Raw genomic sequence first — 26,288 nt, 5'->3', positions numbered from 1 at the left:
GATGCTTAATAGAAATCTTGATTACGCACTTGTCGGGCACAATTTTTTTGCCTTTTTACTGTCTATCGGTCTGTTAAACCGTGGCAAGAAGGTTTTAGTTCTCGATGATGATCGTTTTAATTATGGTGATTTCTTCACGAACTCTCTAACTAGCCTGGACGTGGAATTCATTAAGGCCTGGGGAGAGTCGATGGACCTGGCCCCTTTAAGAAACATTGAAAGTTATCTCTCTCCCGGAAAAGTGTATTTTTACGTCGGTAAAAAACAAGTGGTGCTTGGCGATGTCCCTCACCGCAACTTCCGCGAGCTTTGTCGCAAATTCCCTTCGCTTTTTTATAACGCTGAAAAGCTCTCAGGCACTTTCTCCCATGAAAACGAGATCATCTCTTTTGACTCCGTCTACAATGACTTCTGCCAGAAGGTGAGTGCACTTCTTTTTAATGAAAAGAGTGCAGGAAAAATGTCACTTCTTTTTGAAAATTCAATCCCAGAAGATTTAAAAGGGCACTTCAATCACTTTTTTTCTCACTTCAGTCAGAAGGAAGGGATGATTGAACAGGAACTCTATGACTTTAATGCCCTGGTTTTTATGATGCGTGGGTTTTTCCAAAACCGTCTAAGCATCACAGGCAGTAAGTCGGAGATCATGCACCTCTTTTTCTCTCTGGTGTCTCCTTATTACAAGCTCGATCACGAAAGATTGATTGCTGATCTTTTAAGTCATCACCTTTCTATTGGTGGAGAGTTTAAAAAACTTAATCTACAGGACTTAAAATTCCAGAGTGGGTTAGTGAAGAGTTTTGAACTTGAGAGCTTTGATGGTCTTATTAAGCCACAAAAGATGGCCTTTATTGGAGGCTACCCGGTAGGGCTTCCGATTAAGCTTCAGGCCACTCAATCTGCTTCTTATAATTGCCTCAATACTGTTTTTCATTTTAAAGATGAGGTCCCTAAGCTTCTTCAAGGGAAAAAATGTGTTTTCACTTCACCGATAAAAATCGGAACGGAAAGACCATTCTGGGAAGTGTACTTTGAGGGGAAAACGGCCACTTTCAATATGATTATGGCCAAAAAAGAAGGGACAAAAATCGATTTTATCCGCGAGAGAGTCAAAAGCATTCTGATGGATGATCTCAACTTTCTATTTCCGGAATACACCTTCGAGCTAGTGGATACAAAAATGAAATTCACGCTCGACGTTTTTATCGAAGATAAAGACTACAACGCTTATAAGAGAACGGAAGCGGGTTTTAGAAAGAAGATCACTGGTGTACTGGAAGACAGTGCCCCTCTTTTAATTTCCCGTCTTAAAAACGTGCTTTATTTTGGCCCATATAATGAGGATTCTTTGGGGACTTTTTCGTCTCTGATTGAAATCAAGCGCTGGCAGGAGTCCTTGTGAGAAACCAAAAAGGGCAGACAGCAGTGGAGTACATTCTGCTTCTGGTCGTGGTGACGGCCATCGTGACCTCGCTTTTTGGCTATATAAGAACCAGGTACTTAGGTAATATCGACCAGTGCTCTAACCCCTCGAATAAAGGTAAGCTCCTTTGTAAAATCAATAGTTACGTGCAGCCAACAGGTGGCAAAAAACGATACCAATATTTCCCGTTTAAGAAGTAAACAACCTTCTGTAATCTTTTCACGCTTTGCATAAAATTAATGTGATTCATCCTCAGTCTGCTAAACTCGTGGCGTTAAGTATAATTTGGCATATTAATGATTAAGGCCAGGCTACCCCCGAAGTGCTTAGGTCTATACATGAGGAGAAGTTATGAAACTTAAGGTGGAAAACAAAAGATTAACGTTTATGAGCTTGTTTTTAGCTACGGCTTTAATTGCAGCAACAGCTCACACTGCTCCACTACGCGCTCAAGACGATGTTCTTGATGATGCAGAAGACGCTTTAGCTAACGGTGACGCTCTGGACATGGACCAGATTGAAATCGAAGGAAAGCTATCTCCTTCTGAACTTCTAAAGAGAAGAAGAGAAAAACTTGAAGAAAGAAATAAGCTAATGGTTGAAAAGAAAATTGAAGATATTCGCGTGAAGCAAGAGATTGCTTTAACAAACAAGCTTCAAGGTGCTTTTAATAACAGCTTAAACAACTTAAACGAAGATAAAGTTCAAACAACTCAAGCTGCTCCAGCTCCAGTTGCTCCGGCACCTGTTGCACCAGCTCCAGTGATTGAAACAAGAATCGTTGAAGTGCCAGCTCCAGTAGTAAAAGAAGAAAAGAAATCAAAAGTGATTCCTTCTCTTGGAATCAGCAACATTAAAGGTGACAGAATTGACCTTCAGTCAAACGTATCTTTTGGTGTTAACGCTGAAACAATGATTCTTCCACAGGTTTCTGTTGGTTTAGGTCTTAACTACGCAACAATGGATCTTTCAGATGTTGCTAACGAATATGTAAACACAGGTTATAACTACAACTATAACACTGGTTATTACGGAACTTATGGTTCAGGAAGAGCGATGAAGTTCACAAAGCTAGTGATTGAAGCGACAGGGAAATTCTTCTTTACTGAAGACTCGAAATTTAAGCCATATGCTGGAGCAGGTTTAAGCTTTAACCGTACAGGTCTAAAGTATGATAACAACACAGCATATAACAGTGGATATGTTAACTTTGGTAACGAAGAGCTTTCTTCTTCAGCCTTCGCAGGATCTGCTAAGTTAGGTGCTGAATTCGATATCTCTGAGACGATTGGATTAAACCTTGACCTGTCATACACAAAGAACATTACTTCAGGGATTTCAAAGTCTGCTGGAACGGTTTCAACTAACCCAGACCAAGGGCGTTTAGAGAACATCTCTAAAGAAATCGAAGATGGTGATGTAACTGCAGTTCAAGCTGGTTTAGTTATCAGATTCTAACCAACAAACTTCTGACGAAAATCTAACAAGAGCGGGCTTCATTTGAAGCCCGTTTTTTTTGCTCCAGTATTAAAAATTTCCCTCTCAAACATTCCTTTCTAAAATCCATAAGACACTATAGAATTATTAGCATATTAATCTTAATTGCCGCCAATTCATGGAGAGAATTTTATGTCAATGAGAGATGTCTACATCGTCGATGGAAAAAGAACGCCACAAGCAAAAGCAGGCCTTGATTTAAAAGATGTGCAAGCGCCATACTTAGGAGCTTACTTAGTTAAGCACTTAATTGACAACACAGACATCCCGACAGATCAGGTTGATGAAGTGATCTTCGGAAACACTGGAACTCCAGCAAAATACCCAAACGTCGGTCGCGTGATTGCTCTTGAAGCAGGATTAGATAAAAAAACTTCTGGTTACTCAGTTCACAGAAACTGTGCTTCGGGAATGGAAGCCGTTGCTCAAGCGTATTTAAAAATCGCTTCGGGAAGATGTGATGTAATCGTCGCGGGTGGTGTGGAGTCGATGTCGCAGATGCCGCTAATGTACAACAAAGAGATGACTGAACTTTTTGCAAAATTAATGAAAGCAAAAACAATGGGAGAGAAACTCTCAGCAATGAGCGCGTTTCGTCCGCACTACTTAACTCCAATCGTAGCTATCGAACAAGGTCTGACGGATCCTTTCTGTGGACTAAACATGGGGCAAACAGCAGAGCTTCTGGCAAGAGAGCTTAAAATCACTCGCCAAATGCAAGATGAGTACGCTAACAACTCTCACGCAAAAGCCGCTCAAGCGACAAAAGAAGGAAAATTTAAAGATGAAATCCTGCCAATCACAATTGGTGGATCATTAAATAAACTTTTAACTGATGACGTTGGTCCTCGCGCAAACTCAACAGTTGAAGGCCTTGGCAAAATGAAGCCATACTTCGATAAAAAATCAGGAACAGTCACTGTCGGTAACAGCTGTCCAATCACTGATGGTGGATCAGCTCTTCTTTTTGTATCTGAAGAGGCCGTTAAAAAATACAACTTAAAGCCAATTGCTAAAATGACTGACTACCACTTCCACGGGCTAGAGCCTGAGAGAATGGGGATGGGACCGCTTCTAGCGATGGATGGAGTCATGAAGAGAACAAATCTTAAACTTTCAGACTTCGATCTGTTTGAACTTAACGAAGCTTTCGCCGCTCAAATCCTGGCAGTTGGGATTGGTCTAAAAGATAAAGAAGTGGCCGCACGTTTTGGATTAGATCATGCTTGGGGAGAGTTAGACTGGAGTAAAGTCAACGTCAACGGCGGAGGGATCGCTCTTGGTCACCCGGTTGGATCAACTGGATCAAGACTTGTGGTGACGTTAATTCACGAGCTAAGAAGAAGAAAAGGGAAGTACGGTCTGGCGTCGCTTTGTATCGGTGGTGGTCAAGGTGGAGCTGTTGTTGTCGAAAACCTGGTTCGTTAATTCATAAAAAGAGAGAAGTATATGGCAAATAATAAAATCAGCTTAGAGTATAAAAACGATATCGCTTACATTGGTTTTGGATTTAACAGTACAAAGTCAATGACGACACTTGATATTGAAACGATGATGGAGCTAATGGAAATCGTCGAAGAGCTTCACACAAAAGGGACAGCTCTTAAGGGTGCAATCTTCTTTTCTCACAAAGAAAACTGCTTTCTTGCCGGTGCAGACATTAACCTGATTGCCAGCATGAGAACAGAAGCAGAGGCGGCCGATGGAGCTGAGCGCGGACAAAATATTTATAACCGCATTGAAGATCTTCAGATTCCAACTGTTGTGTGTGTGGATGGTGTGTGTTTAGGTGGAGGTCTTGAGCTTTCACTTTCATGTAAGGCCATCATTGCTTCAAACTCATCAAAGACTTCTCTTGGTCTTCCTGAAGTTAAGCTTGGTTTAATCCCAGGCTTCGGAGGAACATACCGTCTTCCAAGAAAAATTGGTCTTCCAAATGCTCTGGATATGATTTTAACTGGAAAAACTCTTCGCGCTGATAAAGCAAAGAGAATTGGATTAGTTGAAGAAGTTTACCCTCGCGAAAACCTTTTAGCGATGGCGCCGAATTTCTTTAACAGAAAAGCAAAACCTCAATCAATTAAAGAATCAATGACTGAGCTTGCGACAGAAAACTTTGTCACAAGAAAAATCATTTTCCAAAAAGTGCGTGAAAGCGTTTTAAAGAAAACAAACGGCTTTTACCAGGCCCCACTAAAAATTCTTGATGTCATGGACTCAGGTATGATGAAAGGGCGCACGAGTTATTTGGCCAGTGAAGCCCAGGCCTTTGGTGAGCTAGCAATTAGCGAACAAAGTAAAAACCTTCAGCACATTTATTTCATGTCAGAGGCCGTAAAAAAGTACAACGGTCCAAAATCGACAAAACCTCTACCAGTTCTTTCTCGTGGAGCGGCCCTTGGTGCCGGGACCATGGGAGGAGGGATTGCGTGGCTTATGGCCGAAGCAGGTATGCAGCCGATTATGAAAGACTTAACGACAGACGCTCTTAACTTAGGTTTAAAGCAGTCTTCACAAAACTTCCAGGGCGCGCTTAAGAGAAAGAAAATCACACCTGATGAGTTTGAAAGAAAACAAAGATCAATCACAGCTCAGCTTGATTACTCAGGTTTCAAAAAAATTGACCTGGTTATTGAAGCCGTAGTTGAAAACATGGATATCAAGAAGAAAGTTTTTGCTGAAACAGAAAAACAAGTTCACCTTGAAACTCTTTTAACAAGTAACACGTCTTCACTGTCGGTGCAGGAAATGTCAAAGGCCCTGGAGCGCCCTGAGCGCTTTGCGGGACTTCACTTCTTTAACCCGGTTCACTTGATGCCGCTGGTAGAAATCATTATCCACGACAAGATTGCTCCAGAGACGATTGAAGCTCTTCATAAGTGGGTTTTAAGAGTGAAGAAAACTCCGGTCATCGTTAAAGACGGTCCGGGATTTTTAGTTAACAGAATTCTTATGCCATACCTTAACGAAGCAGGATACCTGCTGGAAGAAGGGGTTTCGGTAAAAGACTTAGACCAGGCCGCCCTTAACTTTGGTATGCCAATGGGTCCAGCAAGACTTCTGGATGAAGTTGGTATCGACGTTGCGGTTAAAGTTGGAAAAGTTATGCACGATGGTCTTGGAGCGCGCGCTTATCCTTCAAAAATGTCAGGGAAACTTTCTGAAAAGAATTTCCTTGGAAAAAAGACATCAAAAGGTTTCTATCTTTACGATGAAAAAGGAAAAGTAACAGGTCCAAACCCTGAAGTTGAAGAACTTCTGCCAAAAGAAAAAAAGAAAATGAGCGAGTCTGAACTTCAGATGAGACTTTTCCTTCCAATGATCAATGAAGCTGCGGCCATCTTAAAAGATGGAATCGTTGAAACAGCTGCAGACGTTGACTTAGGTCTGATCTTTGGTATTGGTTTCCCTCCATTCAGAGGCGGGCTGTTGCGTTACGCCGACAGCGAAGGGTTGGATAAAATCCTGGGCGCTTTAAAGAATTTTAGTGAAACAGTAGATCGCGAACGCTATACTCCTAACTCATACTTAACGGACCTGGTGGAAACAAAAACCACCTTTTATGAGAAAGCGAAGTAGTGTTTGTAACGTATCTTAAGTATTTTTTCTTTTATATAATTTCTGCAAAAAATCGCCAACGATTGCTGATTCTCTCAGTCGTTGGCCTTTTTCTTTCATCTTTTGCCTTAATTGTCCTTCAAAGCACGATGGGCGGACTCCAAAACAGTTTAATGGTGCGTTCGAAATCCGTTTTAGGAAAGGCGACGCTTTATTATAAGGCCCCAAAAAATGATCCTGGCTACGAGAAGCTTTTTAAAATCTTAGACGATAAAAAGGCCCTTTATAGTAAAGAATACGAAATCGAACTTCTACTTCGTTACCAAACCTTTATTACGCCGGTTCTTGTTCATGGAATTGACCAGAATGGGTACGTGCCGGATCTTTTGCGTGTTGAACTTCAAAGCAGCGCAAGCCAAAAAAAAGTTGATGCCATTATGCCGATTGAACTCGCTTATAAAGTGGGTGTAGCACCTCCTGAGACACTAACGATGATTTCTCCGGCCCACGTTGATGATCTTCTAGGGGATGTCCCAAGAAGCCAGTCTATCCAGGTTGAGCGCACGATTTCTACCGAAGTTCCAGAGATCGACCTCTACCATATTTGGGTGAGGCTTCCTCTTGTTCAGAATTTAATTCAATCGCACCTGATTAACCGCGTTCGCATTTATAGCGACATGGATTTCAAAGAGCTGCGCTCACTTCTTCCTTCAGGTATTCAGCTTAAAACATGGGAAGAGGAGAATGCCACTTTGGTGTGGGCCTTAAAACTTGAAAGCACTGTGATGATTTTTCTTTTTGCGGCCATGAGTTTACTTGTGTCTCTTTGTATTACTTCAGGGCTTCTGATCTTCTTTAACAAGATTAAGTCAGACCTGGCGAGCTTCTGGATTTTAGGGGCTTCTTTTTCTAAGATCGACCGCGCGACGAAGTACTTCCTGCATTTAATGAGCATTCTCTCTATAGGAACGGGAGTGGGTTGTGGGCTTGTTTTCCTGTGGCTTTTTAATCATTATGCGCCGGAAATTATGCCGGATGTTTTTGTGGATAGAAAGATTCCGATTTTAATTACAGGAAAGGGGCTTTTGATTTCTTTTTTAGTGCCGTATGCGATTTCGTCGGTATTTTCAATCTTTGCACTTAATCAGTTTAAGCGCGAACATGATCTTTTGGATCATGTCCGCTCAGTCTCATAACTTAAACGTCTTAAACTGCCCCATTAGAGTGGGGCGCATTTGTTGTTTAATTTCAGCTCTCGTTTGGTCTTTTTTTAAATTAACTTAATAAAACAGAATTATGGAAGGCAATGTAGATGGCGAGATGGTCCTCAAGTCTTTTGGGTTTCTTCGTCGTGCACCAGGTTCTTCTAAACAAGCGATTAATATTTGCCCTCAACATCGCACACGTGTGATTGATTGCAAATAAAGGGTCGCGCCCATTTTTCTTGAGCTCGCCGAGCCCGGCGATCATCGCCTTCTCGCCCTTATACTGTTTGTAATCTGCATTCGGAAAAAACTCTCGGACCACTTCTTTATAAATGCGATGCTCATCACTTTTTATTTCTGCATGAGAAGAGACAACCGGAGCGATCTTTTCAAATAGCTTCATCATCGATTCTTTGTGATAACTTTTTCTTTTTCCATATTTTTGTCTGGAAAGCGAGGCCAGGTGTCCAAATGCCGGAATTTGAGAGACAAAAGCGCCCAAGATAACTCGCGAGTGAGCATCGACGGCGACTGAAATGGAAAGAGGCTTAAGCTTGGTGTGCTCGGTAGTGATCAAATCATCGAATTGAAGACGCTCGACTTTTTGCGTGCCAATTTTCAAAAGAAGATCAGCATGCATTCGTCTGGATTTTTGCGCAAGATAGACGAGCTTTCTATCAATCGTCGTTCGATGAACTCCCAGAATGATCGCCGATCGTCGCATCGAGACACCGGAAGAGAGAATCTTAAAAATGGTCTTGTTGATACGTCTCTTTTTTTGTCCGAACTCTAGGGTGCCAGTTGCGCGGGAGAATTTTTTAGAGCAAGCGGAGCACTTGTAGCGCTGGATTTGGCGGGAGTCATCTTTGCGCAGATAGTATCCATCTTTTTTACAAAAGGTATTTTTTTGGAAGTAATTGCATCCTGAATTTGGGCAGCCTGGATTCATGGAGGAAATAAAGCAAGAGACGAAATGGTTTATTAAACTTAACCATCTAAAAAGAAAGGTCACTTTTAAAAAGTAAATTCAGAGATTGAAAGGGATATTATCGAATAAGAAATAAAAAAGCCCCACTGTAGTGGGGCAGTTTTTAAACGTCTTCAAATCTTGGATCATCATATGCAGGCGTAGAGTTCGATGCTACTTTTGTTTTTGCCGCTGGAGCAGCATGCTTCACTTCTTTTTTTGCTACCATTGGCAACACATTATCCTTTTTAGGGGCCTCAAAAGATTTCTTGGCCTTTGGAGCTTCAGCTTTATGGGCGGTCTTTTTCGGCATATCTAAGTGTTTTTCAACCTGCTTTTCTGAGCGGACTTCAGTTTTTACTTCAACCTTTTTTGCCACTTCTTTATACACTTCAATCTCTTTAGGCATCTCTTTCTTAGGAGCTTCCTTTGAAGCCTTTTTTGGAGACGCTTCAACTGTCATCTTCCCGCCAAAGATTTCTGTTTCGAGATCTGTAACGGCAATTTGAAGAGAGTTGGCGTGGGTTGAAAGATGTTTTGCATTTTCAGAAGACTGGGCAGCGGCCTTGTTGTTGTTCAAAGTGGCCTGGTCAAGCTGGTTCATAGCGGCCGCAATGTTGCGGACACCTTCGGCCTGCTCTTTAGAGGCAATCGAGATCTCATTAAGCATATTTTTTACAACTGTCGCATTAGTCACGATGTCTTCAAGTACAGTTCCACAACGGGCTGCAACTTTCATCCCATCTTCAACTTTCAGGCTTCCAGCTTCGGTTAGGGTTTTAACGTTGCGGTTAGTTTCTTCAATAACTGAATTTACTTTTACAATACTATCGCCCAGGATATCAGCGATCTCCGTTGAAGCTTTACCAGATACCTGAGCAAGTTTTCCCACTTCCTCAGCAACAACTGCGAATCCCTTTCCATGTTCACCGGCACGTGCCGCTTCAACAGAGGCGTTGAATGATAGAAGTTTTGTCTGGAAAACGATATCGTTAATGACTTTGGTTTTTTCAGAGATCTCATTGATGATCTTGACGATTCCACCAATGCGCTCATTTCCACGGGCGATCTCTTCCATAATATCCTGATTACTTTTTCCGATGGCCTCCATTGAGCCAATCATTTCATCGACAACTTGTTTTCCTTCTGTTGCGATAGAAAGTGATTCTTCAGATTTTTTAGTCGAGTTAGCGACACTGTCTACTGTTGTATTAACTTGTGAAGTGATCTCATCAAGTGTGGCCACTGTTTCTTGAATTGAAGCGGCCTGCTCGTTAGCTGAGCTTGAAACTTCGTGAGAAATCCCTTCAAGTTCAGTAGAGCTGTTTCTTGTTGCCGTCGTGATCTCTTTTAGTTTATCAGTTGTCAGGTTCATTGCTTTTAGGCTACGTGAAAGTGTCCACCACATAACTAGAGCAAGAATGACCTGCGAGACGATGTTGGCGATGATTCCGCTGATGATAAAATCTTTTTTTATAGGATTGATCTCGTTGTGGTTATATTTAATAGTGACATAACCGACAGGTCCTGCTTTTTCTTCACCTAATTTTATGATCTCACTATCTTTTTGAAAAAGGTGACTAGTCTCTTTGTGGACTAACTCATCTTTATTATTTGCCTTGGCAATAAGCTTTTTGTCTTTGTCATAAAAAAAGACTTCGTTGATGCTCGAATCAGTGGCCATGCTCTCGGCAATAGATTGAATATTCTTATAATTTCCTGTTTTAATATATTCAGCAGTTGTGAATTTTACGGAATTGATGAGTGCCTCAGCTGCATCATCAATTTGTCTTTCTACTTCAGTTGTTGTTCGGTTAAAATTGAAGGTTCCCATCGCAATTAAAATAATAAGGGCCGAAAGGTTAATTGCAGTCATCAGACGGAACATCAATGAGTGTTTTGATTTAGTCATAAAGCAGCTCCAAAAGGGACATTGGCTTAAGTTAGTCAAAAGCTTTATCGTCAAAACCCTTGGAAATGATAAATTTTTTATAAATAATTATTAAATGACTAATGTTATTTTTTTGATGATGTTCTAAGTTTGGAAACGCCATATGGACTAAACCATCCATCCTCAATCATAAAGAGATGAATGATCAACATAACAATTGATAATGAGGCGAATTTTAGAGTGATAAGGATTCCTAAATGCATAAGTGAGTTCAAAATCCAGAGTGTTTTTCTTCCTTTTGGAATAAAAAGGGCCAGAAAAAAAGTCCCTTCAACCGCAATAACTGACCAATTAACTACTTTTTGAATAAAGAGTGGGAGCCCAAAATAAAACTGGGCCAAGGCTTCAAAGCGCGTGGCCGGGTAATCAAAGACATAGATTAAAGCGCGTCCTTCACGCCAAAGTGGTGAGAAGAAGAGTTTGTGAAGGCCACTGGCCGTGTATCCTAAAGTGACAATGAGCCACAGGCCCCAAAATAAAACGGGAGGAAAAGAAAAATGAGGGGATTTATTCTCCCAAAAAAATCTCTCTTCATTGTCCGGGACCAGCGACAGAGCAAGGAGCATCCATCCAACATAGGGAACTCCCGGGTTATAACTGAGAAGATCTTGATGAAAGAAAAAGACCCAGGTGAAAAAAAGAAAAAGGCAATTGAGTGCTCTTTTAATTTTTAGGGTAAAGAGAATTGAACTCAAAAGAGAAAGTCCCAGCAATACTGAAATTCCATTAGGTGAGCGCAGAGGTGCAAGAAACTCTTTTAAATAAAGAGCGCCACCTGCCACTTTCATTCCTTCAGAACTATAAAGCTCTCTTCCATAAGGGATAAGAAAAAAGAAATGCTGGATAAGCCACAACCCAAAGAGCATTCTCACTAAAGAAAAGAATTGGGAGTTTGTTAAGGAGCGCATGTAAAGCTCTCCTTCCAGTGCCCTGATGATTTTTCGAGATGATGAATATTGATTTCTACGCTGGCGATCTCTTCTGTTTCATTCATCGCTTGCGCCAGAGCTCCCCGGTGGCAAAAACCATAGGTAAGTGCCGGCCTCCAGAGCATTTCCGGAAAACGTGGAAAATAAGCGATGGCCACAGAGTATGTTCCTACCAGATAGATTGGCCCTTTTATATTGGAGTAAAATTTTTGATCAAAGACTGTGCTTTTTTTGAGTCCGTTTTTTGTCTGGTAATCAACTTTAATTAAATGAGCGAAGTCTTCAACTCCCTGGCGGTCTGAAAAAACCAGAGGCAGAGGAGAAAAACCAGAAGCAAATCCAACCTGGTCCAGTGTTTTAATTCTAAAGGTGTCGCCGACAAGTCTTATAAGACCCATGGCCACAACAAAAAGTTGTAGCCATAGGATAAGATTTTTTTTGAGTCGACTGGATGTCATTACAGTTTTAAGTTTTTTAATCCTGCAAAAGCATTATTCTTAAGCGCAGGGGCCGGAGCTTGAGCTTTTTCCATATCACGCTTCGAAGGTCCTGAGCGCTGTGGTCTCTCTCCTGGAGTCGCCTGGGCACTTCTATTAACTTGTGCTCCTTGCTTCGCTGTCAGAGAGATTCTTCCGCGGTCGTAGTCGATGTCCATTACCTGAACTTTTACTTCCTGACCAACTTTTAGAGCAGTCATCGCATCTTCAACAAAGTTATCTGAAATTTGCGAAACGTGAAGAAGACCGTTTTCTTTAATACCGATATCAACGAAGGCCCCAAATTGAGTGATGTTTGTCACTAATCCCGGATACCATTCTCCGATTTTAAGATCGGTGATTTTTGAGACGTCTTTTCTATATTCGAACGACTTAAATTCTGTTCTCGGATCTTGAGAAGGAGCTTTTAGGGCCTTAACAATATCGTTAAAAGTTAATTCTCCAAGCTCTGCTTTTAAAGAAGAGTCTCTTTCTAGTTTTGCGATGAGTTCTTTATCGCCAACCAGCTCTTTTGTATTAACGTTATTTTTCTTTGCCCATGAGGCCAGGAGATCATAGCGCTCAGGGTGAATGAATGTTGCATCCAGAGGCTCTTCTCCGTTATAGATACGAAGAAATCCTGCCGCTTGTTCGAAAACTTTTGGCGAGAAACGAGTTACTTTTAGAATTTCTTTTCTGTTTTTAAAAGCACCATGGCTGTCTCTGTATTTGACTACGTTTCCAGCAAGTCCAGGCCCGATACCTGAAACATAGGCAAGGAGGGGAGCTGATGCCGTGTTGATGTCAACTCCTACGAAGTTTACACACGATTCAACTACACCTTCGAGTGATTTTTTTAGACGAGCTTGGTTTACATCGTGTTGGTATTGGCCAACACCGATAGATTTCGGGTCAATTTTTACAAGTTCAGCTAGAGGATCTTGAAAACGTCTGGCAATTGAGATGGCCCCTCTTACTGTAACGTCTTTATCCGGAAATTCTTCAGCAGCAATTTCACTTGCTGAATAAACAGAAGCACCAGCTTCAGAAATCATTGTCGCGTTGACCTTTCCTTCTTTAACTAGCTTTACGTTTTCCTGGATGAAGGCAAGTGTCTCGCGTCCATAAGTTCCATTACCGATAGCAATGTGGTGAACTTTAAATTGTTCAATGATTGCATCTAAGATCGTTGCCGATTCTTTAACTTTTTTCATTGGTTCGTGTGGATAGATTACACAATCAGCTAAAAACTTTCCTGTGTTATCAACGATGGCGATCTTACAACCTGTTCTTACTCCCGGGTCAACACCGATGACGGCCTTTGGCCCAAGGTAGGGTTGAAGCAGAAGGTTTTTAAGGTTAACACCAAAGACGTTGATGGCCGTTTCATCAGAAATTCTTTTTAGTTCTGATTTCACTTCCAAATCAAGTGAAGGGTAGATGTAGTTCATGTAAGCTTTTTTAGCTGCGAGCTCAAGGTCTAAAAGACAGCCCAGGTTTCCAGCGCCAAAGAATTTCTTCTTTAATAGTCCAAGCGCCACTTCTTCAGGGAAAACAACATCAACTTTTAGAGTCTTTGATGTCATCCCTCTTCTCATTGCTAAGAAACGGTGGCCTGCTTTTGGCTCTTTAAGTTCAGAAATCTTTTGTGAAAACTCAAAGTAGTCTTTGTATTTCATCCACTCTTTGTCTTCTTCTTCCGCTTTATCTCTTTTTGTCGATTTTAAAACAGCATCTTTCCAGAAGTCTGCACGAAGAGTGTCTTTGACTTCTGTATCGTGGGCCATTGTTTCGATGATGATGTCGAAAGCCCCCGAGTAAGCGTCTTCAAAAGACTTGATCTTTAGATCAGGCTTATTGAATTGATCGCCAAACTCAGCTTTAAGTTGCTCTTTTGTTTTTGGCGTTCCAAGAATGATGTTTGCCAGTGGTTCAAGTCCAGCTTCTTTGGCCAGCATCCCTTTAGATTTTTTCTTCGCTTTATAGGGAGCATATAAATCTTCAAGTTGGTTGATAGTATCGGCCGCCTTGATTTTCTTTTCCAGTTCTGGAGTCATCTGTTCCATTTTTTTGATGGCGTCTAAGATGTATTCGCGGCGCTTTTCTCTTTCTAAATAATTCTCGTAGGCTTCATGGATGTTTCTGATTTGTACTTCATCCATTCCTCCAGTAGCTTCTTTTCTATAGCGTGCTACGAAGGGAACCGTTGATTGTTCTGTGATCAACAGGTTTAAAACGGCCAGGACGTTTCTTGCATTGATCTGCGTTTCCTGAGCGGCAAAGATGACAGCATTTTGTTCTAGTGACATTTCGTAATTCTCCAATAGTTTCTGTGTGGTCTGTGATCCTGAAAGTTGTGAAATAAAACGATAATCATAATAAAAAGTGTTGGCAAATGAATAGTCTTTTTCATATTGTGTATTTATGGGAAATTCATCAAATCAAACAATTTTTGACTTAGCAGTCATTGGTAATGGCGTAGCGGCACAGAGTTTTTTGTGGAATCTCTCACTCTCTGAGAGGAAAAGTCAGAATTTTTCTATTGCCCATATTTTCTCCAATGAGATTGCACCTGCGTGTTCTTTGCGCACTTGTGCCACTGTGTCTCTCAATGGAATCGAAGAAGATGTGAGTCCGCTTGGCAATGATATGCGCGAAGCTTTTTTTCTTTTTGATGATCTTTATAAAACATATCATCCAGAAGGAGTGGAAGAAGTTAAACGCGTGGTGATTTCTACAAACGAAAACGACACGAAAAAACTTTTACGCCGTTATAAAAAATTAGACACGATTAAAAATCCCAGAATTCATGACGAACATCAGGGAACGGAATATAACTCGTATATTATTTCACCTGAGATTTTTTCTTCATGGCTTTCTTCACAAATCACTGTCGCTAAAACAAATTTTCCTTTTTTTGCCAAAGACCTGGAAAAAAGAGGTGAGCACTTCGCTGTCAAACTGGCCGATGGAAGAGAAGTCCTGGCCCGCAAAGTTCTTTTTGCAACCGGTGCTTTTGCTAAAATATTTGAACGCTTTCACGCTCCACCTGAAGCGGAGTCTATCGAAGATAAAAATACTATTAAGGCCGGAAGTTTTTTAGAGCGAGATATCGATTTGGGAGAGAAATCTTTTTATATCTCAATTGATGGCAATTACGTTCTTTATAGAAGAAACGCTTTAGAGAAAAAATTAATTATCGGAAGTTTAACAACCATCGGAGCCTATGAGGCCCCTGACGTCCATGGACTTTCGAAATTGCTTTTAAAAATGAAAGGAATTTTAACGTTTGATGTGGGCGAAATGAAAGATTATAAAATCACCACAGGTCTTCGCCACAAGGGACCTAGGCGCCTTTTAATTGCCGGCGCCCTCGATGAAGAAAAGAAACTCTTTAGAGTCAATGGACTCTATAAGAACGGTTTTACGATGGCGTTTTTAGCGGCCAAACGTTTGGAGAAAATGATTTTTTAAACGTCTTGGAGCTTATCTTTGCAAGCGCCTTCAGTGTACTTCACACCAGCACAGTCGGCTTCGCAAGCATTCCCGTAAGTTTTGTTGTTTTCCCCACAAACTGGCATCCAAAGCTTAGTGCAAATGCACTCTTTTGCTTTGTTTTTCATTGAAGGAGCTGGCTTATCTGATTTCTTCTCGCTGTTTTTTGCCACAGGTGCAGCAGCAAGAGTTGTCTCTTCAGCTTTTGGTGACGTTGATTGAGAAGGAGTCGTGCAGGCCGTTAAAGCAAGAACCATTGACGCAAGAACTAGATTTCTGATCATAACATTCTTCCTAAAGTAAAAGTCGGGGGATTTATTAAAGATTTTTTTTGGTGGCTTGGGGCAGAATCGAACTGCCCACCTATGGGTTATGAATCCATCGCTCTAACCAACTGAGCTACCAAGCCATAAAAAAGTTTTCGGTCATACTAAATTTAAGGGAGTTATCTGTCAAGAATCCTGTCAAAAAAAGATCAAACAGTTTAGAATTAATTTTAAGTATGAGTGAATTACGCCATAAAAAACACCATCTCTTTTGCCTGAATTTTAAAGAACACGTAAGGGGTTTTATCCGCGAACACGAGCTTATTCACCCGGATAAGAAGATCGTGATTTCCATCTCTGGTGGGGTGGATTCAGTGGCCCTGGCCGATGTTTTGGGAAGTTTTAACCAGGACTTTGAACTCATCCATTTCAATCACGGCACCCGTCCTTTAGAAAATAAAAAAGAAGAGGAGCTCGTCACAAAGCTCGCAGATCAGCTCGAAGTCAAGGTCAATATTTTTCATTTTAATTTGTCGTTAGATGAAAAAAATTTTGAAGAAAAGGCGAGGGCCGAAAGAAAAAAAATCTACAGCGATTTTATTAAAAGGGGATACTGGGTTTATACCGCTCATCATATCGACGACTCTTTTGAATGGACGCTGATGCAGTCTTTTAAGCAGTCACAGGTGAAATCCACATTGGGGATTCCACTTTTTAATAGAGGGATTGTCCGTCCTTTTATGTGTGTGAGTAAAAAACAAATCCTGCGCTATGCCCGTGCAAAAAAACTTTCATGGCTTGAAGACATGAGCAACCACAGCGATAAGTTCGAGCGAAATGCCCTGCGCTTATCAGTCACTCATCAGATTCATGCAAAATACCCGCAGGCGCTTAAGCATTATGTCTCTCGCCACAATCAACTGGCGATGATGAATAATCTTCATCACAAGTGTAGACAGTGCGATCTCTCGGTGATCCAAGAAGCTTCCGGTGGAGCGCTTTTTGTTTCAGAAGATCTTTCTCTTTATAAAAATGAAATTAAAGACGCTATTCATCGCTTTTCAAAAAGCGCACGTGGTGAAATTGATCAAGAAGTAAACAAGCTTCTAAGCGCCCATGTGGAAATCATGAAAAACCCGGCCGCCTTTCCTTTTAAAGGTCCACTCAACCTCTCTGGAGGTGTGAGCGCTTACCTGATGCGTACCCATTTGCTCATTTTAGGGGAAAAACACAGGGATTTTTACCAGGATTTTGACCTAAAATTAAGAGATTATATCTCGAAAAAAGCGCAGATTCCTGAGCTTTCTGCCTCTTTAAGCTTTCCACTTTTAGCGATTGACCCCCGAAAAAAACTCAAAAAGAGCTCCAAATTCATGCATCCTTTGCTTCCAGTAACCTGCGAGTGGCTAAAGAACCATGGAATCTCCTACACCTTCACTCCGTTACTCTCTGCGCGCGATAGACAAATGTTAGCGAAAGCTGCTCTCATACTTGATTCTTCTGTCCTGGGTTTATAGAATAATAGGGCCTATTCAATTTTGAATAGACCACACGACTAAGAAGGAATTTAAATGAAACCTCAGCAAAAAACTCTCACACTTTGGATTGTCGTAATCCTTTTGATGGCCCTGGTTGCAAAACTGGCGACTGTTAATAAAAACGATATTAAGCACATTGAATACCCGGTTTTCGTTCAGGCCGTGCAGGAAAAGAATATTGAAGAAGTTACTTTTAAAGGTGATAAAACGATCCTTGGTAAATTCAAACCAGGATACGAGAATGGCTCTCGCTTCACTTTAACTGGGAGCACGGGAGATAACACTTTTAACATTCTTCGCGAAAACAATATTGTTCCTCGCTACGAAGAAGAAGAAAAACAAACATTTTTCACATCACTTCTCCTTAACTGGGGACCGATGATTCTTCTGATTGTTATTTTCTATTTCTTCCTAAGACAAATCCAAGCAGGTGGCGGCAAAGCGATGAGCTTTGGAAAGTCACGAGCAAGAATGTTAAACCCACATGAAAAGAAAATCACTTTCTCTGATGTATCAGGTGTTCAGGAAGCAAAAGAAGAACTTGAAGAAGTTGTCGACTTCCTAAAAGACCCGAAAAAATACACGGCACTTGGTGGAAAGATCCCTAAAGGGGTTATCCTTGTTGGTCCTCCGGGAACAGGTAAGACTCTTCTTGCAAGAGCTGTTGCTGGTGAAGCGGACGTTCCATTTTTCTCAATCTCAGGATCGGACTTCGTTGAAATGTTCGTAGGGGTTGGGGCGTCTCGTGTTCGCGATCTATTCGAACAAGGTAAAAAACACGCTCCATGTATCATCTTCATCGACGAGATCGATGCAGTTGGACGCCACAGAGGACAAGGTCTTGGTGGTGGACACGATGAACGCGAGCAAACTCTTAACCAGCTTCTTGTTGAGATGGACGGGTTTGAATCAAATGAAGGAGTCATCCTTATTGCAGCGACTAACCGTATCGACGTACTTGACCCGGCCCTTTTAAGACCAGGTCGCTTCGATAGACGAGTCATGGTTGGTGCTCCAGATGTTCGCGGCCGTCTTGGGATTCTTAAAGTTCACACTAAGAAGACTCCACTTGAAGACGATATCGATCTAGAAACAATCGCTAAAGGAACTCCAGGATTTACTGGTGCTGACCTTGCTAACCTTGTTAACGAAGCAGCTCTAAACGCTGCTAGAAACAATAAGAAGAAGCTTTCTAACGAAGACTTCGAGCAAGCAAAAGATAAAGTTCTAATGGGACCTGAAAGAAAGTCTCTTGTGATTTCTGATAAAGAAAAACTAATGACTGCTTATCATGAAGCAGGTCACACACTGGTTGGTATGAACCTTCCACACACTGACCCTATTCACAAAGTATCAATCATGCCACGTGGTGGAGCCCTTGGGGTGACTCAGACTCTTCCAAACGAAGACCTTCTTTCTTTAACAAACGACCGCGCAGAAAACTTCATCGCCTTCTTAATGGGTGGGCGTTGTGCTGAAGAAATCGTTTACGGACAAATGACTTCAGGTGCCTCTAACGACATTGAAAGAGCAACAGGCCTAGCTCGTTCAATGGTTTGTAAGTGGGGGATGAGTGAGAAGATGGGACCGATTAACTACCACAAGTCGGGACAATCTGCTTTTACTGGTATGGGTGAAAACGTTGACTACTCTGAGAAAACAGCTCAGGAGATCGACGAAGAAATCAACCGCATCGTTGAAAAGAACTACCGTCAGGCCATCAATATTCTTAAGTCAAACAGAGATGGACTTGACCGCCTTGCCCACGCTCTGATGGCATGGGAGACAATCGACTTCCAACAAGTCAAAGATGTTGTCGCGGGAATTGATATCGGTGTTCCACTAAAACCGGAAAAAAAATCTGATGCTTCTTCAAAAGATGAAGGGCCAAAAATTTCTAAAGGATTAGACCCAGTACTAGCTTAATGAATTTTGACCAATATAAGAGCTTGGGAGTCATCAACAGGACTCCCGACTCTTTTTCTGATAAAGGCCGCTCTCTTAATCAAAAACATTTTGAAGAACAACTCACATCTTTTCTCGCCGATAAGAGTGTCATTTGTGATTTTGGTTTTGAGTCCACAGCACCCATGAACAGTTTTGTTCCATTGGATGAAGAAGTCGCGCGCTTTCGCGATTTCTTAGATGCCAGTCGCGACTACAATTTCCAGGGGCGCATGGTTTCTTTTGATACCTACAAACCTCAAAGTTTTTTGATGATGAGTGAGATGTTTGGTGCTCTTCATGATGATGCTCGTTTTATATTTAACGACGTCAGTGGCGTTTTAGACGACAAATTAAAGTCAGCTCTTTTATCTTTTAAAGGAAAGAAGTTCGCTTACATCTACACTTTTTCGCATATTCCTTCCCGTCAACAGGTCCAAGAGCACATGAAGTTTCTGGATGAATCCACAGATATTGTCACTGCCACTGCTGATGCTTTTGACAAGGCCTATAACTGGTTTAAGGAGTTCGGGATGGAAGACCAGCTTCTCTTTGATGCCGGGTTTGGTTTTTCTAAAACCTATGAGCAAAACTGGGCGCTGATTAATCGCTACAGCGAGCTTGAAGGAGAGCTTCTGGCCCGTGGGCTTAGAAACCCTCATGTCATAGGGCTCTCTAAAAAGTCCTTCCTTAAAAAGGCCTTAAACACCACTGACCCTGTCGTTTTGGAAGAACTTCATAAAAAACTTATTCAAAAAATCCAATCAGAGACAAAACTCAAGCTTTTGTTTAGAGTTCACGATCCAAAAATCCTGTAAAAAATACCTGTCTTTCGATTGTTTCTTATCAAAAGGCGGCCCATTCTATAAATCGTAGGGCATGAATTTATTATTATCATTGCCATTATTATTGGTATTGGTTCAGGCCGATATCACCCACGCTAACACTACTGACGCCTTTAATGACAAGGTCATTTATGGCGAAGACAACCGCACGCTCGTAAGCGATCTGGATGCCGTGTACGACGCTGAAGCGCTTACTTTTTCCCGCGCCATCCTGGCACAAATTCCTAACTGGCGAATTACATCTAATGACAAAACAACGATTGGAATCGAGACCCGCGACTTAAAAACCGGGCTTAATTTCTGTGATGGAGAGCGCTTTTTAGACCAGCCTCTCGTTTCTGCTTGTACCGCCTTTATGGTGTCGCCTGATTTAATCGTGACGGCCGGACACTGTGTAAAAGACAAATATGACTGTAAAAAACAGACTTGGGTGTTAGATTTCGATGACCGCATGGATTTTCTTCCGCCAAAAAGCACGGTGAGTTTCTCTAAAGAGAAGGCCTATGCTTGTAAAGAGCTGGTGAGCTGGTCGCAAAACGCAAAATTAGATTACGCCTTAATCCGACTTGAGCGTCCAATCACGGATCGAGCTCCCTTAAAAATCAGAAGAGAGGGAAAAACCGCAACCAATGAATCACTGATGGTGATCGGGCATCCGTTGGGAATGCCAAAGATGCTTACTTCTAATATTATGATCAGAGACAACACTCTGGACTTCGTTTTTAAGACTAATGCTGACACCTTTTCAGGAAATTCAGGTTCTCCTGTTTTGGGAATCAAATCAAAAATGGTTGAAGGAATCCTGGTCCGTGGGGACGACGACTTTAAAACCGACTTTCAATTAGGTTGCGACCGCCCGGCAAAGTGTGGGGATAAAGAGTGCCGCGGAGAAAGTGTCCAGCGCTCAACTTATTTGCCGCTTAAATATATTCCCAAACTCTAGAAACTTTCTTACCATAAACATATATGGAATATGTTTGTGGGCCTCTTATTCTCTACAGTCAGGATAAAATCCGAATGATGGATTTCCTCTCCGACGTGTTTGAATTTGAAGTCGACCCCGAACAAGACCTGGTGATCAACGATGGGCTCAATCTAAAACTCATCGAACTTCCCGAAGATGAAAAAGAAAATTTTAAGTCTCTCGGGATCAAGTTTGCTTTTAAGCTCAAAGAAAAAGAACAAATCCAGGAAATCAAAAGTAAGTACAATTTTTTCCTTTACCGCAAATCCGACCAAAAAATCAGCGAAGAGATCGCCTCAGAGAGCGAAGACGAAAAAAGTCTTTCTATTAAAGACATCGACGGACGCATCTGGCAGTTTGACGTAGAGACCATGCAATGAAAACCATTCAGGCCAATTGTGCCACTTCAAAAAAGATCGCAAGACTCGATATTACTTTTGATGAAACGACCGGGCTTATTACCGGTGTCTCTGAAGCAAAAAAGACCCGAGCTGAAGTGGATTATTACTATGGTGATGAGTGTTTATTATTTGCCGGAATGGGCGATATCCACATTCATGCCCGCGAAGATGTTTCAGGAAAAAACACTTATAAAGAAGATTTTCATTCAACCTGTTGTGCGGCCTTAAACGGCGGCGTCGTCCACGTGGCCGATATGCCCAATAATCCAATCCCGCCAATTGATGATGAATCCTATTTAAATAAATTTAAACTCACCAAAAAAGTCGATGTTCCTATTTTGCTTTATGCGGGAATTGGCCCATCTACAAGACCTCTGACTTTCACTGTGCCTTACAAGGCCTATATGGGTCCTTCTATTGGTGAGCTCTTTTTTAAAGACAATCAAAGCCTGGATGACGTTCTTGTTCACTACAAAAATCAGCATGTGAGTTTTCACTGCGAAGACCCGGAAATCTTAGAGGCCCACAAAACTGAGGCGACTCATGGAGAGAGAAGACCGGTGAGTGCTGAACTCATGGCCACCGATATCGCGCTTAAACTCATTGAGAAATATAACCTTAAAGGAAAGCTCTGCCACTACAGTGCCGGAGAGGGCCTAAAGGCGATTATCGCCGCTAAAAAAAGAGGCGTGAACGTCACATGTGAAGTGACTCCACAGCACCTTTATTACTCGATGGAGAGGCTTTCAAAAAAATCTCCATTAGAGCAAACGTTCTTTCAAATGAATCCACCCATCCGTGGAGAGTCAGATAGAGAGGCCTTAATTAATGCTGTCAAAGAAGGACACATTGATTACCTGGCCACTGATCACGCTCCCCACAGTGAAGAAGAAAAAATTAAAGGAACTAGTGGTCTTCCGGGCCTTGATACCTTCGGCCCTTTTGTCACTTGGCTGATTCTCGATCAAAAAATTGATCCAAAAACCATCGCTCAAATCGCCAGCGAAGGGCCTGGAATCTTTTTTAATCAGTTTCTTTCTTCGTTAAACAATCGTTCAGATATTTTCAAAAAATGGGGAAATGGCTTCGGGTTTCTTGAAGTTGGATTCAGTGCATCTTTTACTGTTTTAGATTTAAAATCCCCAATGAAAGTAGAGAAAAAAGACCTTAAGACAAAGGCCCAGTGGTCGCCTTTTTTAGGTGAAACATTCCCCGGATCTGTGAAATCCGTCTACCTCTGCGGTAAGAAAATGTAAGACAATGTTGATTAAAACTGTCAAGAAGTAAGTTTTTGTAAGTGTAAAAATTTCAGAGAATAGCAGTATAGTCGTCGGACGAAAAAAAATCCTACACAAGGACGTTATATGAAATTCATCGCTCTACTTGCTCTTACTCTTTCTGTTTCAGCTTTTGCTAAAACAACTCCAGTTGATAAAGTTATCTACGGACAGGACGATCGTCTGGACATTTTCGAATCTAACGACAACCTAATGAAAGAGCTTTCTCTTTCAACAGCTGTTCAAATCCTTAACAGAAATCTAGTTGAAACAACTCCAGGTCAATACACAGTTAAAGCTGAAACGCTTGCTGAGTCTGGAATGTGTAAGAACGAGCGTTTCGCTAACCAACCAACAGCAGGTAACTGCTCAGGGTTCCTTGTAGCGGGAGATAAGCTAGTGACTGCTGGTCACTGTATTAACTCTGACTTCGACTGTCAGGGGCACTACTGGGTATTCGACTTTGCTAACAAAGAGAAAGAAGAAAAAACTTTCACTTTCAATAAAGACCAAGTTTACCGTTGTTCAAAAATCATCGAAAGAAAAAAAGATTCTATGACTCAAGCGGACTACGCTGTTGTAAAACTTGAAAGAGTTGTTACAGGACGCACTCCACTTAAGTACAGAACAGAAGGAAAGCCAGCTGACGATGCAGTTTTCACTGTTATCGGTCACCCAACAGGTCTTCCAACAAAAATCACAGCAGCAGCTGATATGAGAAACAACACAAACCCAACGTTCTTCGTAACAAACGCAGACACATACGGTGGGAACTCTGGTTCAGCAGTTGTTGACTCAAGAACTGGTATCGTAGAAGGAATCCTTGTTAGAGGAGACCAAGACTACTCTCGTACAGAAGAAGGATGTCTTGGATCAGTATACCGCCCACAAACTGGTGGACGTGGTGAAGACGTAACAAGAATCACTATCATTAACGACCTTAAGCACTAATTAAAAATCAAAAACAAAAGGGCCCATTACGGGCCCTTTTGTTTTATGTCTCTATGAAATAGACTCCAAGGATGGTTGTCTTTTCTTTCAAACTAAGAAAACGCCTTCATAATATTTTCCGCACACATAATCGACATTGCTCTTCTTGCTTCGTATGTGGCCGAGCCAATATGAGGAAGAATCATGACGTTTGGTAATGAATAAAGTGGGTGAGTCGGCACCAATGGTTCAGGAGTTGTCACATCTAATCCCGCAGCAAAAATTTCATTCCTTTTTAGCGCCTCATAAAGAGCGTCTTGATCGATGACGTCTCCGCGGGCCGTGTTGATCACAATCGCAGTTTTTTTAAGAGCGGCCATTTCTTTTTTCCCGATAATGTGACGGCTCTCAGGTGTAAGCGGGATGTGTAGTGAGAGGACATCAACGTCTTTTAGAAAAGCGATTAAGTCTTCTCCTCTTTTGTATCCTCTAACATCCATTCCAAAAGCTCCGTGGGCCATTTCTCCCAGGCGTTTTCCAATGCGACCGTAACCAACAATCCCCAGAATTTTTCCTTTTAAAGCGTGTCCCAAGTGCCCTTGAGGCTCGAAGTGTTTCCACTTTCCTTCTTCAGCATTTCTGATTGCTGAGCGGAAGTTTCTGGCAGCACAGATCATAAGCCCAAAAGCGATTTCGGCCGTCGCTTCAGTCAGGACGTCAGGAGTATTCCCAATTGCAATCCCGAATTTTTTAGCAGCTTCCAGGTCGATATTATTCACACCTACAGCGTAGTTGGTGATGATCTTTAGGTGGGTGTTTTTTTCAAGAAAGTCTTTATTGATGGAGTCGGCCATAGTGCAGATGAGGGCATCCACCGACTTACTTTTCTCCATTAATTCGGCCGGAGTAAGGGGTTCGTCCTTGGTTGTCACCTCAACTTCAAATCCGTTTTGGGCCAAAAGATCTAGGCCCTCTGATAGTATTTTTCGAGTAACAAAGACTTTTTTCATGGGGTTATCCTTTGGTAAACAAAATAGATTTCTTACAGAATCTTACATTTAAAATTAAAGCCTATAAAAAGTAGCATGGTCAACTATTTTCTAGGAAATCCTTGGGTTTGGTGCTATTTTCTGCGCCGATTGTGACATTTGGGTCGCAAGACTCTTACATCTGAGGAGCACTTGATGAAAAAATTAGTAACTCTAGCAACACTTCTGCAATTAGGTACAGCAAGTGCATCTGTCGTTGCCGTTATGGACACAGGGACAGATATTTCTCACAAAGATCTGGCGCCAAAAGCATGGACTAACAAAAATGAAAAAGAAGGAAGCACAACTGACCTAGATGGTTCAGGACTTCCTGGTGATATCCACGGGTGGGACTTCACTGAAAATTCTGCAAAGGTTTTCAATGACAAGTACAACTACCTAGTCAACGACGATGTTAAAAAATTCTACACGCTATACGCTAAATACGAAACGAAGACGATCAATGCGACAGAGTTCGACTGGTTAAAAAAAGCAGTAGAAAACAAAGCTTTCATGAACCAAGCTAACTTCGTAGGAAGCTACGCTCACGGGACACACGTTGGAGGGATCGCCGCTCTAAACAACCCGAAAGCACAAGTTATGTCGCTTAAAATTCTTCCAACTGTATACCAAGAATACGTTGCTCCAGAAAAAAGAGAACCAGTTCAATTAGAGTTCGATTTTGCTCCAGCAATCACTTTCGATCAGTTTAAAGAAGAAGTGCAAAAAACTGCAATGTCTCAAGTTGAAGAAATGATTCCTCTAAATGGATACCTAAAGTTCCATAAAGTAGACGTTGTTAACCAATCATTTGGTATCGGATTCGAGCAAGCAGTAGGATTCCTACACTCAGGATTCGTAGAAGCTATTAAGAGAGAGCCAACTCAAGACGAACTTCTTGAAGTTCTTCAAATTTACTACGGAACTCTTCTAGCTGTTGGCCCGGAAATGTTTAAAGCTGCTCCAGATACACTATTCGTAGTGGCAGCTGGTAACGATAACTCTAACAACGATGCTCTTCCAGATTACCCAGCAAGTATTCCTGCAGCTAACAAAATCTCTGTTGCAGCAACTCTTGGATACTCTGAAATCGCAGATTTTTCTAACTACGGACAAAAGACAGTTGATGTAGCAGCTCCAGGTGTTGCGATTCAATCAACAGGTCCAGCGCAGTCATACCTTCACATGAGTGGTACGTCTCAAGCGGCTCCGTTTGTTACAAGTGCAATCTCTCTTGCTAAAGATATCAACCCAGCTCTAAAAGCAGCAGATATCAAGAACATCATTCTTAAGACTGTAGACGTGAAGTCATGGTTAAAAGATAAAGTGACAACTTCTGGTATCGTTAACAAGGCCCGCGTTCAAAGAGCTGCGGAACTTTCTAAGACGATGAACGTTGAAGTAGCTATCACAAAAGCTCGCGCGGAGATTGCTGATGTTGCGACACCAAAATCTTTTGCTAAACGTCTTCCAGGGATGAACATTAAGTACAGGCCACTTCGTCCAAGCCTACTTGTAAAAATGCCAGCTCTATAATTTCAAAGAATAAAACATCTTTAGATAATGAAGCGCCTCGTAAGAGGCGCTTTTTTAT

22 protein-coding genes and 1 tRNA gene are annotated in these 26,288 nt (G+C 41.7%); 15 read left to right on the top strand and 8 right to left on the bottom strand.

Translation table 11 applies throughout. The features are described from left to right. Position 1: 1 nt before the first annotated feature. The 6 genes from C0V70_RS09665 (at position 2) to C0V70_RS09640 (ending at position 7,674) form a co-directional block, all read left to right on the top strand. A complete protein-coding gene (locus C0V70_RS09665; RefSeq protein WP_102243657.1) occupies positions 2-1,402 on the top strand; it encodes a hypothetical protein in 1,401 nt (466 codons plus the stop codon). Beyond that, entirely contained in the window at positions 1,399-1,623 is a 225-nt protein-coding gene (locus tag C0V70_RS09660; RefSeq protein WP_102243656.1) for a Flp family type IVb pilin, read from the top strand. Before C0V70_RS09665 ends, C0V70_RS09660 begins: the two co-directional genes overlap by 4 nt. Positions 1,624-1,774: 151 nt before the next feature. After that, positions 1,775-2,881 carry an OmpW/AlkL family protein gene (locus C0V70_RS09655; RefSeq protein WP_102243655.1) on the top strand — a complete coding sequence of 369 codons (1,107 nt, stop codon included), beginning with the start codon at positions 1,775-1,777 and terminating at the stop codon, positions 2,879-2,881. Between the two features lie 171 nt (positions 2,882-3,052). Then, positions 3,053-4,348, top strand: coding sequence for a thiolase family protein (locus C0V70_RS09650; RefSeq protein WP_102243654.1), 1,296 nt, complete (start codon positions 3,053-3,055; stop codon positions 4,346-4,348). A 21-nt stretch (positions 4,349-4,369) separates the two neighbouring features. Continuing rightward, the gene (locus C0V70_RS09645; RefSeq protein ID WP_102243653.1) at positions 4,370-6,499 is read left to right on the top strand and encodes a 3-hydroxyacyl-CoA dehydrogenase NAD-binding domain-containing protein; all 2,130 of its coding nucleotides are present in this window, start codon (positions 4,370-4,372) and stop codon (positions 6,497-6,499) included. A 152-nt stretch (positions 6,500-6,651) separates the two neighbouring features. Beyond that, positions 6,652-7,674, top strand: a complete 1,023-nt coding sequence (locus C0V70_RS09640; protein ID WP_133566792.1) for an ABC transporter permease — start codon at positions 6,652-6,654, stop codon at positions 7,672-7,674. A gap of 79 nt (positions 7,675-7,753) precedes the next feature. Here C0V70_RS09640 and C0V70_RS19010 read toward each other — a convergent pair whose 3' ends face one another. The 5 genes from C0V70_RS19010 to C0V70_RS09615 all read right to left on the bottom strand — a co-directional run bounded on the left by C0V70_RS19010 (position 7,754) and on the right by C0V70_RS09615 (position 14,315). Then, the gene (locus tag C0V70_RS19010; protein ID WP_158649633.1) at positions 7,754-8,632 is read right to left on the bottom strand and encodes a hypothetical protein; all 879 of its coding nucleotides are present in this window, start codon (positions 8,630-8,632) and stop codon (positions 7,754-7,756) included. Between the two features lie 142 nt (positions 8,633-8,774). Continuing rightward, the gene (locus tag C0V70_RS09630; protein WP_102243650.1) at positions 8,775-10,562 is read right to left on the bottom strand and encodes a methyl-accepting chemotaxis protein; all 1,788 of its coding nucleotides are present in this window, start codon (positions 10,560-10,562) and stop codon (positions 8,775-8,777) included. 104 nt (positions 10,563-10,666) lie between these two features. After that, positions 10,667-11,509, bottom strand: a complete 843-nt coding sequence (locus C0V70_RS09625) for an HTTM domain-containing protein (RefSeq protein ID WP_102243649.1) — start codon at positions 11,507-11,509, stop codon at positions 10,667-10,669. After that, positions 11,497-11,988: a hypothetical protein gene (locus C0V70_RS09620; protein WP_102243648.1), complete on the bottom strand. Its 492-nt coding sequence runs from the start codon at positions 11,986-11,988 to the stop codon at positions 11,497-11,499. Before C0V70_RS09620 ends, C0V70_RS09625 begins: the two co-directional genes overlap by 13 nt. After that, the gene (locus C0V70_RS09615; RefSeq protein WP_102243647.1) at positions 11,988-14,315 is read right to left on the bottom strand and encodes a Tex family protein; all 2,328 of its coding nucleotides are present in this window, start codon (positions 14,313-14,315) and stop codon (positions 11,988-11,990) included. Before C0V70_RS09615 ends, C0V70_RS09620 begins: the two co-directional genes overlap by 1 nt. A 115-nt stretch (positions 14,316-14,430) precedes the next feature. Between C0V70_RS09615 and C0V70_RS09610 the strand changes: the two genes are divergently transcribed. Beyond that, complete coding sequence (locus tag C0V70_RS09610) at positions 14,431-15,480, top strand: FAD-binding oxidoreductase/lyase (RefSeq protein WP_102243646.1); 1,050 nt, start codon at positions 14,431-14,433, stop codon at positions 15,478-15,480. Here the strand turns inward: C0V70_RS09610 and C0V70_RS19155 are convergent. Together C0V70_RS19155 and C0V70_RS09600 are read right to left on the bottom strand one after the other, a co-directional pair. Next, a complete protein-coding gene (locus tag C0V70_RS19155; protein ID WP_208107800.1) occupies positions 15,477-15,785 on the bottom strand; it encodes a Kazal-type serine protease inhibitor family protein in 309 nt (102 codons plus the stop codon). The genes C0V70_RS09610 and C0V70_RS19155 overlap by 4 nt on opposite strands. A gap of 48 nt (positions 15,786-15,833) precedes the next feature. Continuing rightward, positions 15,834-15,910, bottom strand: a tRNA-Met gene (locus C0V70_RS09600). A 93-nt stretch (positions 15,911-16,003) separates the two neighbouring features. On the opposite strand from C0V70_RS09600, the gene tilS reads away from it, so the two are divergent. The 7 genes from tilS (at position 16,004) to C0V70_RS09565 (ending at position 23,687) form a co-directional block, all read left to right on the top strand. Further along, positions 16,004-17,284, top strand: coding sequence for a tRNA lysidine(34) synthetase TilS (gene tilS / locus C0V70_RS09595; protein WP_102243645.1), 1,281 nt, complete (start codon positions 16,004-16,006; stop codon positions 17,282-17,284). A gap of 54 nt (positions 17,285-17,338) precedes the next feature. Continuing rightward, complete coding sequence (gene ftsH / locus C0V70_RS09590) at positions 17,339-19,231, top strand: ATP-dependent zinc metalloprotease FtsH (protein ID WP_102243644.1); 1,893 nt, start codon at positions 17,339-17,341, stop codon at positions 19,229-19,231. Further along, positions 19,231-20,067 carry a dihydropteroate synthase gene (locus tag C0V70_RS09585; RefSeq protein WP_102243643.1) on the top strand — a complete coding sequence of 279 codons (837 nt, stop codon included), beginning with the start codon at positions 19,231-19,233 and terminating at the stop codon, positions 20,065-20,067. Before ftsH ends, C0V70_RS09585 begins: the two co-directional genes overlap by 1 nt. A gap of 61 nt (positions 20,068-20,128) precedes the next feature. Beyond that, entirely contained in the window at positions 20,129-21,037 is a 909-nt protein-coding gene (locus C0V70_RS09580; RefSeq protein WP_102243642.1) for a trypsin-like serine peptidase, read from the top strand. 74 nt (positions 21,038-21,111) lie between these two features. Further along, positions 21,112-21,438, top strand: coding sequence for a hypothetical protein (locus C0V70_RS09575; RefSeq protein ID WP_102243641.1), 327 nt, complete (start codon positions 21,112-21,114; stop codon positions 21,436-21,438). Further along, complete coding sequence (locus tag C0V70_RS09570) at positions 21,435-22,715, top strand: amidohydrolase family protein (protein WP_102243640.1); 1,281 nt, start codon at positions 21,435-21,437, stop codon at positions 22,713-22,715. The genes C0V70_RS09575 and C0V70_RS09570 overlap by 4 nt, the downstream gene beginning before the upstream one ends. A 108-nt stretch (positions 22,716-22,823) precedes the next feature. Beyond that, positions 22,824-23,687 carry a trypsin-like serine peptidase gene (locus C0V70_RS09565; protein ID WP_102243639.1) on the top strand — a complete coding sequence of 288 codons (864 nt, stop codon included), beginning with the start codon at positions 22,824-22,826 and terminating at the stop codon, positions 23,685-23,687. A gap of 92 nt (positions 23,688-23,779) precedes the next feature. Here C0V70_RS09565 and C0V70_RS09560 read toward each other — a convergent pair whose 3' ends face one another. After that, complete coding sequence (locus C0V70_RS09560; protein WP_102243638.1) at positions 23,780-24,676, bottom strand: 2-hydroxyacid dehydrogenase; 897 nt, start codon at positions 24,674-24,676, stop codon at positions 23,780-23,782. A gap of 174 nt (positions 24,677-24,850) precedes the next feature. On the opposite strand from C0V70_RS09560, the gene C0V70_RS09555 reads away from it, so the two are divergent. Beyond that, entirely contained in the window at positions 24,851-26,230 is a 1,380-nt protein-coding gene (locus tag C0V70_RS09555; RefSeq protein WP_102243637.1) for a S8 family serine peptidase, read from the top strand. Positions 26,231-26,288 lie beyond the last annotated feature (58 nt).

It is taken from the genome of Bacteriovorax stolpii, from assembly GCF_002872415.1.
Classification (GTDB): Bacteria; Bdellovibrionota; Bacteriovoracia; order Bacteriovoracales; family Bacteriovoracaceae; genus Bacteriovorax; species Bacteriovorax stolpii.
This window is presented reverse-complemented; position numbering and strand designations above follow the sequence as displayed.

Bases quoted from the DNA above. Each gene is read 5' to 3' on its own strand.
- C0V70_RS09625 (WP_102243649.1), bottom strand. From the start codon at position 11,509: ATGCGCTCCTTAACAAACTCCCAATTCTTTTCTTTAGTGAGAATGCTC.
- C0V70_RS19010 (WP_158649633.1), bottom strand. From the start codon at position 8,632: ATGAATCCAGGCTGCCCAAATTCAGGATGCAATTACTTCCAAAAAAAT.
- C0V70_RS09560 (WP_102243638.1), bottom strand. From the start codon at position 24,676: ATGAAAAAAGTCTTTGTTACTCGAAAAATACTATCAGAGGGCCTAGAT.
- C0V70_RS09610 (WP_102243646.1), top strand. From the start codon at position 14,431: ATGGGAAATTCATCAAATCAAACAATTTTTGACTTAGCAGTCATTGGT.
- C0V70_RS09570 (WP_102243640.1), top strand. From the start codon at position 21,435: ATGAAAACCATTCAGGCCAATTGTGCCACTTCAAAAAAGATCGCAAGA.
- C0V70_RS09655 (WP_102243655.1), top strand. From the start codon at position 1,775: ATGAAACTTAAGGTGGAAAACAAAAGATTAACGTTTATGAGCTTGTTT.
- C0V70_RS09565 (WP_102243639.1), top strand. From the start codon at position 22,824: ATGAAATTCATCGCTCTACTTGCTCTTACTCTTTCTGTTTCAGCTTTT.
- ftsH (WP_102243644.1), top strand. From the start codon at position 17,339: ATGAAACCTCAGCAAAAAACTCTCACACTTTGGATTGTCGTAATCCTT.
- C0V70_RS09575 (WP_102243641.1), top strand. From the start codon at position 21,112: ATGATGGATTTCCTCTCCGACGTGTTTGAATTTGAAGTCGACCCCGAA.
- C0V70_RS09630 (WP_102243650.1), bottom strand. From the start codon at position 10,562: ATGACTAAATCAAAACACTCATTGATGTTCCGTCTGATGACTGCAATT.
- C0V70_RS09640 (WP_133566792.1), top strand. From the start codon at position 6,652: ATGGTGCGTTCGAAATCCGTTTTAGGAAAGGCGACGCTTTATTATAAG.
- C0V70_RS09580 (WP_102243642.1), top strand. From the start codon at position 20,129: ATGAATTTATTATTATCATTGCCATTATTATTGGTATTGGTTCAGGCC.
- C0V70_RS09620 (WP_102243648.1), bottom strand. From the start codon at position 11,988: ATGACATCCAGTCGACTCAAAAAAAATCTTATCCTATGGCTACAACTT.
- C0V70_RS09650 (WP_102243654.1), top strand. From the start codon at position 3,053: ATGTCAATGAGAGATGTCTACATCGTCGATGGAAAAAGAACGCCACAA.
- tilS (WP_102243645.1), top strand. From the start codon at position 16,004: ATGAGTGAATTACGCCATAAAAAACACCATCTCTTTTGCCTGAATTTT.
- C0V70_RS19155 (WP_208107800.1), bottom strand. From the start codon at position 15,785: ATGATCAGAAATCTAGTTCTTGCGTCAATGGTTCTTGCTTTAACGGCC.
- C0V70_RS09645 (WP_102243653.1), top strand. From the start codon at position 4,370: ATGGCAAATAATAAAATCAGCTTAGAGTATAAAAACGATATCGCTTAC.
- C0V70_RS09665 (WP_102243657.1), top strand. From the start codon at position 2: ATGCTTAATAGAAATCTTGATTACGCACTTGTCGGGCACAATTTTTTT.
- C0V70_RS09615 (WP_102243647.1), bottom strand. From the start codon at position 14,315: ATGTCACTAGAACAAAATGCTGTCATCTTTGCCGCTCAGGAAACGCAG.
- C0V70_RS09555 (WP_102243637.1), top strand. From the start codon at position 24,851: ATGAAAAAATTAGTAACTCTAGCAACACTTCTGCAATTAGGTACAGCA.
- C0V70_RS09585 (WP_102243643.1), top strand. From the start codon at position 19,231: ATGAATTTTGACCAATATAAGAGCTTGGGAGTCATCAACAGGACTCCC.